The sequence below is a fragment of the Streptomyces guryensis genome, from assembly GCF_021261325.1.
GTDB lineage: Bacteria > Actinomycetota > Actinomycetes > Streptomycetales > Streptomycetaceae > Streptomyces > Streptomyces guryensis.
Map to the genome: position 1 here is coordinate 455,359 of NZ_JAJSBI010000003.1, position 14,238 is coordinate 469,596.

The 14,238-nt window shown below is 68.0% G+C and carries 14 protein-coding genes; 11 read left to right on the forward strand and 3 right to left on the reverse strand.

Features of this window, described 5'->3' with window-relative positions; translation table 11 throughout:
- The first annotated feature begins 40 nt into the window (after positions 1–40).
- The 4 genes from LJ657_RS09010 (at position 41) to LJ657_RS09025 (ending at position 4,082) form a co-directional block, all read left to right on the forward strand.
- Positions 41–1,681, forward strand: coding sequence for a recombinase family protein (locus tag LJ657_RS09010; protein ID WP_232647866.1), 1,641 nt, complete (start codon positions 41–43; stop codon positions 1,679–1,681).
- A 160-nt stretch (positions 1,682–1,841) separates the two neighbouring features.
- Positions 1,842–2,231 (forward strand): hypothetical protein, encoded by a 390-nt coding sequence (locus tag LJ657_RS09015; protein WP_232647867.1) that lies wholly within the window; start codon positions 1,842–1,844, stop codon positions 2,229–2,231.
- A gap of 432 nt (positions 2,232–2,663) precedes the next feature.
- Complete coding sequence (locus LJ657_RS09020) at positions 2,664–2,828, forward strand: hypothetical protein (RefSeq protein ID WP_232647868.1); 165 nt, start codon at positions 2,664–2,666, stop codon at positions 2,826–2,828.
- A 70-nt stretch (positions 2,829–2,898) separates the two neighbouring features.
- Positions 2,899–4,082 (forward strand): IS3 family transposase gene (locus LJ657_RS09025; protein ID WP_232647869.1). Its coding sequence is split into 2 segments (ribosomal slippage): positions 2,899–3,186 and positions 3,189–4,082, totalling 1,182 coding nucleotides; the frame shifts between segments, so codons are not numbered across the junction.
- Between the two features lie 446 nt (positions 4,083–4,528).
- On the opposite strand, the gene LJ657_RS09030 is transcribed toward LJ657_RS09025, so the two are convergent.
- Entirely contained in the window at positions 4,529–4,786 is a 258-nt protein-coding gene (locus tag LJ657_RS09030; protein WP_232647870.1) for a mycoredoxin, read from the reverse strand.
- Positions 4,787–4,970: 184 nt separating this feature from the next.
- Here LJ657_RS09030 and LJ657_RS09035 point away from each other — a divergent pair, with 184 nt between their 5' ends.
- The 5 genes from LJ657_RS09035 to LJ657_RS09055 all read left to right on the forward strand — a co-directional run bounded on the left by LJ657_RS09035 (position 4,971) and on the right by LJ657_RS09055 (position 8,886).
- On the forward strand, positions 4,971–7,190 hold the full coding sequence (locus LJ657_RS09035; RefSeq protein WP_232647871.1) for an ATP-dependent DNA helicase UvrD2: 2,220 nt from the start codon (positions 4,971–4,973) through the stop codon (positions 7,188–7,190).
- A gap of 165 nt (positions 7,191–7,355) precedes the next feature.
- Positions 7,356–7,679: a hypothetical protein gene (locus tag LJ657_RS09040; RefSeq protein ID WP_232647872.1), complete on the forward strand. Its 324-nt coding sequence runs from the start codon at positions 7,356–7,358 to the stop codon at positions 7,677–7,679.
- Positions 7,680–7,854: 175 nt separating this feature from the next.
- Positions 7,855–8,223, forward strand: coding sequence for a WhiB family transcriptional regulator (locus LJ657_RS09045; protein ID WP_115906056.1), 369 nt, complete (start codon positions 7,855–7,857; stop codon positions 8,221–8,223).
- Positions 8,220–8,543: a putative WhiB-interacting protein gene (locus LJ657_RS09050; protein WP_232647873.1), complete on the forward strand. Its 324-nt coding sequence runs from the start codon at positions 8,220–8,222 to the stop codon at positions 8,541–8,543. The genes LJ657_RS09045 and LJ657_RS09050 overlap by 4 nt, the downstream gene beginning before the upstream one ends.
- Before the next feature lie 133 nt (positions 8,544–8,676).
- Complete coding sequence (locus tag LJ657_RS09055) at positions 8,677–8,886, forward strand: hypothetical protein (protein WP_232647874.1); 210 nt, start codon at positions 8,677–8,679, stop codon at positions 8,884–8,886.
- 158 nt (positions 8,887–9,044) lie between these two features.
- On the opposite strand, the gene LJ657_RS09065 is transcribed toward LJ657_RS09055, so the two are convergent.
- Both LJ657_RS09065 and LJ657_RS09070 read right to left on the reverse strand, forming a co-directional pair.
- Entirely contained in the window at positions 9,045–10,412 is a 1,368-nt protein-coding gene (locus LJ657_RS09065) for an ABC1 kinase family protein (RefSeq protein WP_232647875.1), read from the reverse strand.
- A complete protein-coding gene (locus tag LJ657_RS09070) occupies positions 10,405–11,637 on the reverse strand; it encodes a ThiF family adenylyltransferase (protein WP_232647876.1) in 1,233 nt (410 codons plus the stop codon). The genes LJ657_RS09065 and LJ657_RS09070 overlap by 8 nt, the downstream gene beginning before the upstream one ends.
- A 253-nt stretch (positions 11,638–11,890) precedes the next feature.
- Between LJ657_RS09070 and LJ657_RS09075 the strand changes: the two genes are divergently transcribed.
- Together LJ657_RS09075 and LJ657_RS09080 are read left to right on the forward strand one after the other, a co-directional pair.
- Positions 11,891–12,487: a M48 metallopeptidase family protein gene (locus tag LJ657_RS09075; protein ID WP_232647877.1), complete on the forward strand. Its 597-nt coding sequence runs from the start codon at positions 11,891–11,893 to the stop codon at positions 12,485–12,487.
- Between the two features lie 118 nt (positions 12,488–12,605).
- Positions 12,606–14,234 carry a TerD family protein gene (locus tag LJ657_RS09080; RefSeq protein ID WP_232647878.1) on the forward strand — a complete coding sequence of 543 codons (1,629 nt, stop codon included), beginning with the start codon at positions 12,606–12,608 and terminating at the stop codon, positions 14,232–14,234.
- Positions 14,235–14,238: the final 4 nt, after the last annotated feature.

A 14,238-nucleotide genomic window follows, 5' to 3' on the forward strand; every position in this document is an offset into this window, starting at 1 on the left:
CTACCCTCTCACCAGGCACGGTCACAGGGGAGGGGCAGTCATGGGGAAGCTGCGAGCGCTTGGCGTCGTCCGCATCTCGGTAGGCAATGAGCATCAGACGGGACCAGAGACGCAGAAGACGCGCATCACGAAGCGCGTTGACGCTGACGAAGCTGAACTAGTCGGATTCGCTGAGGACGTTGACGTATCCGCATCCATCTCGCCATGGATGCGCCCGCAATTGGGGGACTGGATCAACAACCGAGCGCACGAATTCGACGTTCTCTACGTCTTCAAGATTGACCGTATCGCACGGTCAAGCCGTGACTTGTCTGATCTCATTGACTGGTGCGAGAAGCATGGCAAGGGCTTCATCTCATGTGAAGAGGGTTTCGACCTGTCGAAACCATGGGGTGTGGTCATCGCGAAAATCCTTTCAGTTCTGGCTGAGGCAGAACTGAAGACCATCCAAGAGCGTATCCGCGCATCGCGAGAGACAATGCGTAAGAGCGGTCGTTGGGCGGGTGGCCTTGTGCCATTCGGGCGCAAGGCAGTCAAGGGCGATAGTGGCTATGGCCTAGAGCTTGACCCGGAGTTTGGCCCCTATCTGGTTGAGATGATTCGGCGCTTTACGGCGGCTGAGAAGCCTTCATTCTCGACTATCGCTGATTGGCTCAACGAAGAAGGCGTGCCCACGACGCAAGACATTGCGCGTATGCGTGCGGCAGCAGGAGAGAGCACGACACGGCTGTCCGACGAAAAGAAGGCGCCACGCGGAAGCAAGTGGACTCCTACGGCCGTTCAAGCAATCCTGGTCTCACGCTCCCTTCTTGGGGAGTATCAGCGTGCGGACGAAAGTATTGTCCGTAACGAAGACGGAACGCCTGTCATGCGTTCCGTGCCTGTCCTGACAGCAGAGGAGTTTGAGCGACTTCAGCACAAGGTGCAGTCGGTCAAGCACCAAAGGCAGAAGGGGTCAACTTCGCCACTCGTGGGAGTGGCGTTCTGCGCCAAGTGCCAACAGCCTTTGTACTACGTTAAGGACACCCCTACCCGTTCGCGGGAGTCGCGCTATCGGTGCCAGGGAAACAAAAGCAAGGGCATTAAGGCATGCGCGCGACAGGCTACGCCGGCCGAAGAGATGCATGAGATACTGACTACCTTCATCACGGAGACCATTGGTCATCTGGACGTGATGGAGTCGGTTACTCGCTTCGATGACCGCAGGGAAGCTCAATTGGCTGTCATCGATGGCCAGATGGCTCAGTACACCAAAGAGCTTCAAGCAGGGAAGCTGAACGCCATTGCCTATGGCTCCCTGATGGCGGAGGCCGCCAAGGAGCGGGAGCGCATCGCGGAGTCCGATGGGCCCAAGCCTGAGACCATCTGGACATCCACAGGGCAGACCTACGCGGAGTGGTGGAAGGCTTCCGAGCCTGACGACAGGCGGGAGTTCCTGCAACGGCACGGAGTGCGCATCATGTTCCTGAGGGAGCCTCAGAGGCTCTTCCTGGTCCACCTGGGAGACCTTATGGACAACCTCAAGGCGCAGGGGCTCACGCCCCCTGAGGCGCCCCGTAGGCTGCTCCCACACGTCATCGACGCTCTAGGCGTGAGCCCTGAGACGTACTTCAAGGAGCTGGAGGAGCCGACAGACCCCCGGCTCGCCCCGACCAACTACGTCTTCCTGCGCAATACATGACATGCGTCACACCTCTTGACAGGGGGTGACAGCAGGGTCAACCTCAGCGGAACGGCCCCGCTCGGTGCTACCAACACCGAAACGGGGCCTGACCGATCATCCTTGGGCTAGAAGGAGAACGGCTGTGTCCCACTTTAGCGTGCCCTCAGGGCACGAGTGGTTGCCTGCCATCGACGGCAGCGAACACCGATACTGCGAGAACTGCGGCTACGCCTCATGGCAGCGACAGGCGGACAAGCCCTGTCAGGCCGCACCGCGGTATGAAGAATCCGCAGAGGCGGACAACCCGACAAGGGTCATCGAAGACGAAGACGACATGCAAGTCCTCGAAGTGGACTACGGCACTTCCGTTGGATGGATCGTCTTTCTGTCCGCCGATTTGGCGGACGGAGAGATAGATATCCTTCCGGCTGACGCTGTCAGCATTGAACGGCGCATGATCGATGGTGTGGCGTTCCGGTACTACTGGCTTGGAAGACCTCTGACAGAGGTTGAGGGGCTATACGAGCCTCCCATGAGCGTTGTCAGTGGGGAGGGGCATGATGGCTGACATGGGACAGGTACACAAGATCACGAGCATTGGCGAGACCTGGCAACCTGGGGACGTCGTGCTTGATGCGAACGGCAACATTCGAGTGCGCTCGGACGATCCACAGTGGGCCTGGGGCTACCCAGATGAGGGGCAGTGTAGGCAGATCCCTTCGGGCTCCCTGGTTGAAGAGGATGTTCCTCGACCGCTGACGCTTCTAGTCCGAGATGGTCAGGCCGTTGCTGGGCTCGTGATCGAGCAATGAGTTGAACGGGGTCCAATATTCCGGGTGGACCCCGTCTTATGGCGATGGTGGGTAGATAAGGCGCTGAAAGGCGCTCACAATCGAATAGAGCCCTTGAGGGCGCCCCAATGTTAAGGCATTGGGGCGCCTTTGTTATGCCCTACCAACAGAAGGGAGAAAGCATGCTTACTGGCGTTGACGTCCACCGAATGGAGGACGATGACCCTACCAAGTTCATCATGATTCAGTTTGAGGGCGCATCGGATAAGGAGATTGCCGATGCAGTCCGCGGGATGCGCCTTGAGGCGCAACGTATCGGCCCTCTTCTCATCATGGCGTTTCTGGACGTACCGAACGATGGTGATAGTGAGTGATATGGGACTGCTGCAGGGTTGGGTGACACCTGACCTGGCTTGCTGAGAAGCGGCCTGGAAGGATGTTGCAGTGCCCAAGCCGTATCCGAAGGAGTTCCGCGAGGACGTCGTGCGGGTCGCGCGTAATCGCGAGCCCGGCGTCACGCTGGAACAGATTGCCGCCGACTTCGGCGTTCACCCGATCACGTTGTCGAAGTGGCTGCGCCGCGCCGACACCGACGAGGGCGGTGCCGGGCCTGCAACGGCGTCGGGTGAGTCGGCCGAGCTGCGCGAGGCCCGCAAGCGGATCCGGTTGCTGGAGCAGGAGAACGAGGTGCTGCGGAGGGCTGCGGCGTATCTGTCGCAGGCGAACCTGCCGACAAAATGATGTACCCGCTCGTCCGCGAGCTGGCCGCCGCCGACGCCCCTCACAGGGTGCCGGTGGCGGTGACGTGTCGGGTGCTCGGGCTGGCCCGTCAGCCCTACTACCGGTGGCTGGCCTCTCCGGTCACCGACGCCGAACTCGCCGAGGCATACCGGGCCAACGCGCTGTTCGACGCGCACCGCGATGATCCCGAGTTCGGTCACCGCTTCCTCCTCGATGAGGCCCGTGCGGCCGGTGAGGCGATGGCTGAGCGGACCGCCTGGCGGATCTGCCGGGACAACGGCTGGTGGAGTGTCTTCGGCAAGCGCAGGGGCCGCGGCAAGAACGCCAAGGCCGGACCGCCGGTCCATGACGACCGGGTGCGCCGCAACTTCGCCGCCGCCGCCCCGAACCGGCTGTGGCTCACCGACATCACCGAGCACGCGACCGGCGAGGGCAAGCTGTATCTGTGCGCGGTCAAGGACGTGTACTCCGGCCGCATCGTGGGCTATTCCATCGACGCCCGGATGAAGTCCCGCCTCGCGGTGGCCGCGCTGGAGTCCGCCGTCGCCCGCCGTGGCCAGGTGGCCGGGTGCATTGTGCATTCGGACCGTGGCTCGCAATTCCGGTCACGGAAGGTCGCCGCCGTACTCACCCGGCACGGCCTGCTCGGCTCGATGGGCCGGGTCGGGGCCGCCGGCGACAACGCGGCGATGGAGAGCTTCTTCGCACTGCTGCAGAAGAACGTTCTCGACCGCCGCACCTGGACTGCCCGGCAGGAGTTGCGGATCGCGATCGTCACCTGGATCGAGCGGACCTACCACCGGCGTCGGCGACAACGACGCCTGGGTCGATTGACCCCCGTCGAGTACGAGACCATCATGACCCCACCCGCAGCTCTGGCTGCATAAACCCCGCTGTCACCCGATCATGCAGCAGTCCCGACTCTCCGGATGGTTGGTGGACTGAGTACGGCGGAGCGCTGGACGCCCGTTCTGGTGTGATCGCGTTCCCGCCGCGGTCGCTGCCCTCATGCCCGTTCCCGTGCTCGCTGTGCGGGGGTGACCATGCTGTTTCTTGATCTCCGCACCCCTCGACCCGGAAGGGTCGACCCTGAGGCGTGCCCTGTGTGCTTCTCGCTGCGATCAGACCTAGCTGAGGTAGTGAGAACGGGCAGCGCAAAGGCGGCTCGTGCCGTCTTGTCTGGCATGCACGCGCACATGGTCTACGGCCACCCGAACGACCCCCGCAACAAGACTCCGGCACGCTGAGTGCCGGTAGGGGCGACTGAACGGCAAGCGGTACAGCAGTCGCCCTGACTGACCCCCGGTCCCGTGACCGGGGGTCTCGTCATGTCTCAGGCCCTGAGAGCCTGCTTGACCTGCGCAAGGCTGGGGTTCGTCATGATCACTTCCTTGCCACCGTTGGCGGGAAGTACCTGGACCGTCGGCACCGTCTGGTTTCCGCCATTCGCCTTCTCCACGAACGCCGCGGAATCCGGGTCCTGCTCGATGTTGATCTCGTTGTACGTGATGCCCTCACGGTCCATCTGGCTCTTCAGCCGACGGCAGTAGCCACACCACGTGGTGCTGTACATCGTCACAGTGCCCGGCATGTCTCTCGCGCTCCTCAGCTGCTCGGGGATGCTTGGTCGCAGTGATGGAACGTACTTGAAAGAGCCACCATTCCCCACACGCGGTACCACGCCCGACGTGACGCCTGCCGCATTAGTACGACTGCAGGTACCTGCCTGTGGACAACCGCCGCACCCGTCTCCGGCGACCTGGCAGCATGGCCATGTGACAGCAGCAACGCACTCCACGCTCTTCCCGCGCGGCACCGGCAGCTCCCAATATTCGGCTCCGCCGAGTGGGCCCGATGCCGTGCTCGAAGGGCTCGACCCCGAACAGCGCGAGGTGGCCACCACCCTGCGCGGCCCGGTGTGCGTGCTGGCAGGCGCCGGCACCGGCAAGACCCGAGCGATCACCCACCGCATCGCCTACGGAGTACGCGCCGGAATCCTCCAGCCCTCCACCGTGCTGGCTGTCACGTTCACCAACCGCGCCGCCGGCGAAATGCGCGGCCGACTGCGCCAGCTCGGCACCGCCGGAGTCCAGGCCCGCACCTTCCACTCGGCCGCCCTGCGCCAGCTCCAGTACTTCTGGCCGAAAGCAGTCGGTGGCTCCATGCCCCGGCTCATCGACCGCAAGATCCAGCTCGTCGCCGACGCGGCCGCCGCCTGCCGCATCCGCCTCGACCGCGGCGAACTGCGCGACGTCACCGCCGAAATCGAATGGTCCAAGGTCACCCAGACCGTCCCCGCCGACTACGCACCCGCCGCCGCCAAGGCCGGCCGAGACACCCCCCGCGACCCGGCCGAGATCGCCCAGCTCTACTCCGTCTACGAAGACCTCAAACGGGACCGCTCCGTCATCGACTTCGAGGACGTCCTGCTGCTCACCGTCGCCATCCTCCAAGACCGGCACGACATCGCCGACCAGGTCCGCTCCCAGTACCAGCACTTCGTCGTCGACGAATACCAGGATGTCAGCCCCCTCCAGCAGCGCCTTCTCGAACTGTGGCTCGGCGAGCGCGACAACCTGTGCGTCGTGGGCGACGCCAGCCAGACGATCTACTCCTTCACCGGAGCAACCCCCGACCACCTCCTCGACTTCCGCATCCGCCACCCCGGAGCCACCGTCGTCAAACTCGTCCGCGACTACCGCTCCACCCCCCAGGTCGTCCACCTCGCCAACGGCCTCCTCGCCCAGGCCCGCGGCCGCGCCGCCGACCACCGCCTGGAACTGATCTCGCAACGCGAGCCCGGCCCCGAGCCCGGCTACACCGAATACACCGACGAACCCGCCGAAGCCGAGGGCGCCGCCCGCCGCATCCGCGAACTCATGGACACCGGCGTCCCGGCCGGCGAGATCGCCATCCTGTTCCGGACGAACTCCCAGTCCGAGACCTACGAGCAGGCCCTCGCCGACGCCGGAGTCCCCTACCAGCTCCGCGGCGCCGAACGGTTCTTCGACCGCCCCGAGGTCCGCAAGGCCGGTGTCGCCCTGCGCGGCGCCGCCCGCTTCGGCGGCAACGACTCCCTCCTCGACGACGCCGTGGACCTGCCCTCCCAGGTCCGTGCCGTGCTGTCCGGCGAAGGCTGGACCCCTCAGCCCCCGGCCGGATCCGGCGCGGTCCGAGAACGCTGGGATTCCCTCGCCGCCCTGGTGAACCTCGCGCACGACTTCGCCGCCGCCAAACCCGGCGCCACCCTCGGCGACCTCGTCGCCGAACTCGACGAGCGCGCCAACGCCCAGCACGCCCCGACCGTCCAGGGCGTCACCCTGGCCTCCCTGCACTCCGCCAAGGGCCTTGAGTGGGACGTCGTCTTCCTGGTCGGAGTCGCCGAGGGAATGATGCCGATCACCTACGCGAAGACCGACGAGCAGATCGAGGAGGAACGCCGCCTCCTCTACGTCGGCGTCACCCGGGCCCGGGAGCACCTCCACGTCTCCTGGTCACTGTCCCGCTCACCCGGCGGCCGCCCGAATCGCCGCCCCAGCCGCTTCCTGGCCGGGCTGCGCCCCGGCTCCACCGCAACCGCCGGCCGCGCAGCGGCAAGTGGCACAGGGGGAGTCGAACGCGGCTTCACGAGCAGACCGGACGCCGTACCCCGGCGCACACAGCGCACCCCCGCCCGCTGCCGGGTGTGCGGGCGCACGCTCGCCGCCGGCGAGATGAAACTGATGCGCTGCGAGGACTGCCCCTCCGACATGGACGAGGGACTCTACGAGCGACTGCGCGAATGGCGCGCGGACCAGGCGCAGCGCAGCGGACAGCCCGCCTTCTGCGTCTTCACCGACAAGACACTGATGGCCATCGCCGAGGCCGCCCCCGACGAGGAAGGCGAACTGGCGCGGATCCCCGGGGTCGGCGTACGCAAACTCAACCGCTACGGGGCCGACGTCCTGGCCCTCTGCGCAGGTCGCGAACCCGGGGAACAGGACGAAGGGGACTGATTCAAACTCGTCGAAAAAATAGTTTGCGCATGCCCCAGCAATCCCCATAGGTTCTTAGCCACGGGGACGGAGGCCTTCTCGGAGGCCCCGATTCCGTGTTCTACTTGCATATCCGTCGGACTGGCTCACCCCAGTCCCCCGAGACGCCGAGAGGAGGCGATTGAAGTGATCAGCATCAGCACCAGCTCCATCAGCACCGCCAAACTGACCGATCGCTCGGTCGTCTCCACGTGCATGCTCGGCGCCTCGAACCAGGCCACCGGTCTGTCCGGCATCACTGCTGGTCGTCCGGCGTCCGCCCCCGTCTCTCTCGCGGGTCTTCCCATCCGTGAGCGCAATGAGCGACCGACCAAGGCACTGGAAGCAGTAATGGCACAGGCGCAGGCCTATGCCTTTACGGCGGCCGGCGCCGGAAATCGGAAGCAGACGACGCAGCACCACCTGATGTGGGCCTTCCGTGGGCCAGAACCCTGGAGTGATCCAGCCTGATCGCCGATCAGGCCGGCGCCTTCAGGGCCGCGGAACCCCATCCGGGATCCGCGGCCCTTCTGTTTTCCCCGAACGGGGACGACGGAGCGAAGGGGCCTCGGGAAAAGAGCTGAACCCGGTACCAGCCGCCACCCGGTCCAACAGGGCCGGAACGACCAGACGAGGAAGACCAACCGTGCAACTCGAAGCGCACGCCCCGTCCGTACCGCCTTCCGAAACGATCCCCCCGCCCGGCCTCACGGAGGACCCCACCTTGATCCCGCTCACTGCGCTCACCGCGCTCGACGACGCCATCGAGAACCTCGGCGTACCCGTCCCCTGCCGCTCCTACGACCCGGAGGTCTTCTTCGCCGAGTCGCCGGCCGACGTCGAGTACGCCAAGTCCCTCTGCCGCACCTGCCCGCTGATCGAGGCCTGCCTCGCCGGTGCCAAGGAGCGGCGTGAGCCCTGGGGCGTCTGGGGTGGCGAGCTGTTCGTCCAGGGTGTCGTGGTAGCCCGGAAGCGGCCGCGTGGCCGTCCGCGCAAGAACCCGGTCACGGCATGAACATCCCCGGAACCATCGACCGCCCCCTCACGAACGACCCCAAGAAGCAGGCCCCGATGAAGCCGTCCACCAACGAGCCCACCAGCTCCGCGATCGAAGATTTCACCACCACAGGCGCGACGGACTCGCGTCAGAACAGGACCCGAGAGATGCAACTCCTCCAAGAAGCCCTGGCTCGTGCGCATATGCACGACCGACTGCATGAGGCCGAGCGGGAACGCCAGGCCGTGCGCCTGGCGGCCGCCCACCGGATGCAGCGCCGGGCCGAGCGCGCCTCGCGGCGCGCCCGCCGCGCGCTCGCCATGGCGGTCATGCAGTAACCGATCACACCTGAAGCGGTGGCCTCCCGACTCCGGGAGGCAATAGCTCCCCGCGGGGGCCGGTCCGTTAACGGACCGGCCCCCGCGGTGCGTTGTGCCCGCGATCAACGCAGCGCGGCGTTATCGTCAGCGGGTGACGAGTCTTCCCGGAGGCAGTGACGACTCAGGCTCCCCCGCGGAGCCCCAGCCCCTGGTGTGCGCCCGCTGCGGCGCCGGGGCGAAGGGCCCGCAGCCCACCTGGGTCTGCTCGGTGGAAAACGGGGCCCGCCAGTATTTCTGCGACACCTGCTCACGGGAGAACCTCAGGGCGATTGAGGGGCGGCTGGACTCCGCCTGGTGGTGAGACCGCTCCTCTGGGGCCTCCTCCCCCCGCCCCCACCCCCCGCCCCCTCGGACACACATCACGGCAGCTCGAAGCCCCGCAGCACGGCCCCACGATCACGCAGCCCGCAGCCCGCAGCCCGCAGCCCGCAGCCCGCAGCCCGCAGCCCGCAGCCTCGATCAAGCCTCCGCGGCCGGCTCCTCCTCAGTGGCTTCCTCCGTCGCGAACCCCGGAAGCCACTCCTCCAACTCCTCGCGCAGTCGCACCGTCGCCCCCAGCTGGCACAGCACGCCGATTGTGCTCAACGTCACCCGGTGTATCAGGAGGTACGCCGGTGGCAGGTTCAGCTGCTTGCCCAGCTGGTAGGCGGGGGAGCGGGGGTCGGCGATGCGGGCCGCCTGGCTGCGCATCCAGCCTCGGGTGAAGGTGAACTCGTCGGCCCGGGCGGGTTCGATGATCGGCAGGAGGTAGTCGAGGACGGCGCTCGGGTCCAGCTCTATGGAGTCCTTGACGAAGCCCTCGACGCAGAGGAGTTCGTAGACGGCCTCCGCCTCGCCGTCGAGGGTCATGCGCAGGGAGTCGCCGATGGGGGCGGGCAGGCCGCCCGGGAGGCGGTCGACCGTGCCGAAATCCAGGACGCCCAGGCGCCAGTCGTCCTCGCCGGCCGGGCCACCGGGCAGCAGCCGGAAGTTGCCCGGGTGCGGGTCGGCATGCAGCAGGCCGGTGCGGGCCGGGCCGGAGAAGAGGAAGCGGGCCAGAAGCTGACCGGCCCGGTCGCGCTGTTCCCTGGTGCCGTCGGAGATGATCTCCGAGAGAGGGATTCCGTCGATCCACTCGGTGATGAGGATCTGGTCGCACTGGTGGACCACGCCCGGAACGACCACGTCCGGATCGTCCGTGAACTCCTCGGCGTGCGCCTGCTGGGCCTGGGACTCCAGGCCGTAGTCCAGCTCCTCCGAGACCCGGTCCTTGAGTTCCGCGATCAGGGGCTTGATGTCCATGCCGGGGATGAGCGGACCCAGCAGGCGGGCGAACCGGCTCAACTGATTCAGGTCGGACAGGAGGGCCTCGCCGGCTCCCGGGTACTGCACCTTGACCGCCACCTCGCGGCCGTCGTGCCACACGCCGCGGTGGACCTGTCCGATCGAGGCCGCGGCGGCGGGCTTGTCCTCGAACTCGAGGAACAGGTCGGGCCAGTCCTCGCCGAGCCGCTCGCCGAGCACACGGTGCACGGTGCTGGTCGGCATCGGCGGCGCCGCCTCCTGCAGCTTCGTCAGCGCCGCACGGTAGGGGCCGGCGACCTCCTCGGGCAGCGCCGACTCGAAGACGGACAGGGCCTGGCCGAACTTCATCGCCCCGCCCTTGAGCTCGCCGAGCACCTTGAACAGCTGGTCCGCCGTGCGCTGTTGCAGCTCGCGGCCGACGATCTCCGCGGACTCCCCGACGATCCGCTTGCCCAGTCCCCAGGTCGCCCGCCCGGCGAAGCCGAGCGGGAGCGCGGCGAGCTTGGCGGTCCGGGTGACCGCCTTGCGGGGAAGATCAGACATGCGCCCTCCAAGTCCCTGCCGGCCGCGCCGCTTGTGCCGTACGGCACAGCTCCTTCGGCGACCGTTGCCCCGTCATTGTCTCGTGTGACTCCTCGTCCTCAGAGGTGTGTTCTCCCTTACCTTTCTCCGCGGCCCCGCAGGCGCATGCCGGATGCGCCCAGACCGGCCGTGCGTGCCAGGTCAGAGCGGGCAGGGAGACCTCCCAGCGTGCTCCGGAACTCGTGGGAACCCGGCCGTCCAGGAACGCGAGCGCGTGTGCCGCCGCCAGCCCGGCCACCGTAGTGGCCAGCGTCAGGTCGCAGGGCCGCGCCTGTCGCGGCGCGCCGGAGCGCCACTGCGCGACCAGCCGGGGCCAGGCCGGATCCCGGTCGGTGCGGCCCTCGTGCAGACAGCCCGCGCAGGCCGTCTCACCGGGCAGGACGAGGGGGCCGACGACGCCGGTCGCCTCGACTACGCCGGCGTACAGATGCGGTGTGCCGGAGGCGATGAGGGGTTCGGCGGTGGACGGCGCGGGGGCATGGACGGCGACGTCGTCGCGTGGGGCGAGGACCACCAGGGAGAAGCCGGGCTCGCCGTCCGGCGGGGGAGCCGCGTTGCTGCGGCGTGGTGGGCGGTCGGGGGCGGACCGGCGTACGGCCTGCCGGGCGGCCTCGTTCCTGCGGTCGCCGATGGACTCGGCGGGCAGCCCGCCCGGTGCCACGTCGCCCGGCTCGACCCGGCCGACGTCCCGGACGTCGACCTCTCCGATGCCTGCGCCCGCCAGCAGCGAGGCCAGCACCGATCCCACCCGGCCCGCGCCCCGCACCTGCACACGGAGTGAGCGGCGTGCGGCCAGGCGACTGATCGCGTCGCCCGGGTCGGTGGTGATCAGGGAGAGTGAGGCGAGGTCCGGGCGCAGCCGGGCGAGGACGTCCTTGTTGCCGCGCAGTGTGTCGGCGGCCGGCCCGCCGCCCTTCGCGTCGTCCAGGAGGCCGGCCCGCGCCAGCCGCTCCACGAGTCTGTCGACATGACCGTCGGGCAGGTCCATGCGGCGCCCCTCCTCGCGCAGGAGAGGCAGTCCGCGGGTGCCGTTGAGCAGGTCGAGAAAGCTGCCCGTTGCCGTGTCCACCGGACCCAGCGTCAGTGCGTGCGCCGGTGTCATGCCGAACTGCACCGTGTTGAGATCGCGCCAGCCGCGCCTGAGCGCCGGCTTCACCGCCGGCGTGAGCGGAATCATCGTATTCATGACAGGCCCCCGTAGCCCTCGTAGAACATTCCCGTCCGCCGGAGGAGCGCGGTCGGCGAGCGGTCGATGGTCGGTCGACTGTCCGTCGTGGCTGTCCCGGCGAGAACCAGCATGCCCGGCGGGGCGGACAGGTGCCGAAAGTTGTCCACAGGCGGTGGATATTTGTCGTACAAATCAAGCGCTTGGTGGCGGATCGAGACGGAACCGTCCGGGAGTCGGGACTTCCCCCGTGTGCAGCGGGTAACGTCGGGGCGTGCCCGCCGACCCACTGCACCGCGCCGGAATGCCACAGCGCAGCACGACGAGCCAGCCGCCGAGCGGCTCGGGGGCGAGCGCGATCGAGGTCCGCAGGAGCTCCCGTCGGCGCAGGACGGTCTCCGCGTACCGCGAGGGCGATCGCACCGTCGTGCTCATCCCTGCCCGGATGTCCGAGGCGGAGGAGCAGCGCTGGGTGACCGTGATGCTCGACAAGCTGGCCGCGCAGGAGAGCAAACGGGTTCTCGGTGACGACGAACTGGCGGAGCGGGCCGCACGGCTGTCGGAGCAGTACTTCGACGGCCGGGCCCGGCCCACCTCGGTGCGTTGGGTGACCAACCAGAACACCCGCTGGGGCTCGTGCACCCCGGCAGAGGGCAGTATCCGTCTGTCGCACCGGCTGCAGGGCATGCCCGAGTACGTCGTCGACTACGTCCTCGTCCACGAGCTGGCGCATCTGCTGGTGCCGGGGCACGGGCCCCGCTTCTGGCGGCTCCTGGAGGCGTATCCGCGCACGGAGCGGGCCCGGGGTTACCTCGAAGGAGTGGTCGCCGCCGAACGGTTGCCGCACCTGCCGGAGGCTCGCGGGGAGTGACGCCCCTCCCCGGGGCGGTGGTTGTGTACCGGGTGTGTACCGACTTCAGCCGGTGTCCGAGTTAGCCGTTAACCTGGCGCGACGCACTCGCATTCGGGATGGGGGACGGTCGTTACGCATGGCCAGGGAATTCCAACGCGGCCACAAGGCCAGGATCAGTGACCTCACCGCGGGTACCGATCTGTACGTAGGCGTGCAGATCAGCGGCCCCGGACTGACCTTCGACATCAGCTGCTTCGGCCTTGACGCCGACGAACGGCTCTCGGACGACCGCTACTTCGTCTTCTTCAACCAGCCGAAGTCTCCTGAGGAGTCCATCCAGCTCCTGGGCGGCCAGGCGGGCGACACGGAGGCCTTCCGGGTCACGCTCGACCGGGTCCCGGCGCAGATCCAGAAGCTGTCGTTCACGGCGACGCTCGACGGTGCCGGGCAGATGTCGCAGATCGCCCCCGGGTACATCCGTATCGTCGCGGGCGGCGAGGAGGTGGCCCGGTACGCCTTCAACGGCTCGGAGTTCTCCACCGAGCGGGCCGTCATGCTGGGCGACTTCTACCTCAAGGACGTGTGGCGGTTCGCGGCCGTCGGACAGGGCTTCGACGGCGGCCTCGAGGCGCTGCTGAAGAACTTCGGCGGCGAGGTCATGGAGGAGGAGGCGCCCGCGGCGCCTGCTCCGCAGCAGCCCTCGACCGGGGCCGCTCCCGTTTTCGCCCCGCCCGCGTTCGGCGCCCCGGCCGCCCCCGCCCCGGCTCCGCAGGGCTTCGCGCCACCCCCGGCAGCGACTCCGCCCCCGCCGCCCGCGGCCGCGCCGAATGTGCACGCCGCGCCCACCATCATCGCGCCCATGTCCCCGCCCGGCGGCGGCCAGGTGCACCCGCCGGCCCCGGCGCCCGCGCCCTACGGCCAGCCGCCCCAGCAGCAGCCGTACGGCCAGAGCCCACCGCCGCCGCCCGGCTACGGCCAGCCCCCGGCCCCGCAGGCCCCGCACGCCCCGGGCCCGCCGCCCGGCTACGGACAGCAGCCCGCGTTCGGTCAGGTCCCGGGGCAGCAGGCGCCCTACGGCGCACCGCAGGGCGTACCCCGGACGGGCGCCGGAGTGAGCGCCGCGCTCCAGATGTTCAAGGAGACACCCACCGGGCAGCGCTGGACCCTGCAGAACAGCAAGCTCGTCCGCGTCGACCTCGGCATGGGCGGCCAGCCCGTGCTCGCCCGCCAGGGCAGCATGGTGCTCTACCAGGGCAAAGTCGACTTCGGCTACAAGGGCGCGGGCTTCGCGGGCCGGATCGTGGGCAACGCGACCGGTCAGGAGATGCAGCTGATGCGCTGCACCGGCCAGGGCCAGGTTTTCCTCGCCGAGAACGCCACGCATCTGCATCCCGTCGAGCTCCAGGGTGACGCGATCTGCGTCTCCGCCGAGAGCGTCCTCGCCTTCGACGAGAGCCTCCAGTACGAGGTCCGACGCATCGAGGGGCATGGCATCCCCGGGGGCGCGCTGTTCACGATGCAGTTCCAGGGCACCGGCACGATCGTCGTCAAGACGCACGGCACGCCCGTGGTGCTGCCGGTCACGCCGACGACGTTCGCCGACGCCAACGCGGTGGTCGCCTGGTCGGCCGCCTCCCAGGTGATCGTCTCCAGCCAGGTCCGCATGCGCCGCAACGCCTACCCGGGCGACACCGGTGAGAGCGTCAACCTGCAGTTCCGGGGCGCGCCCGGCAACTTCATCGTCGTCCAGCCGTACGAGGTCTGAGGGA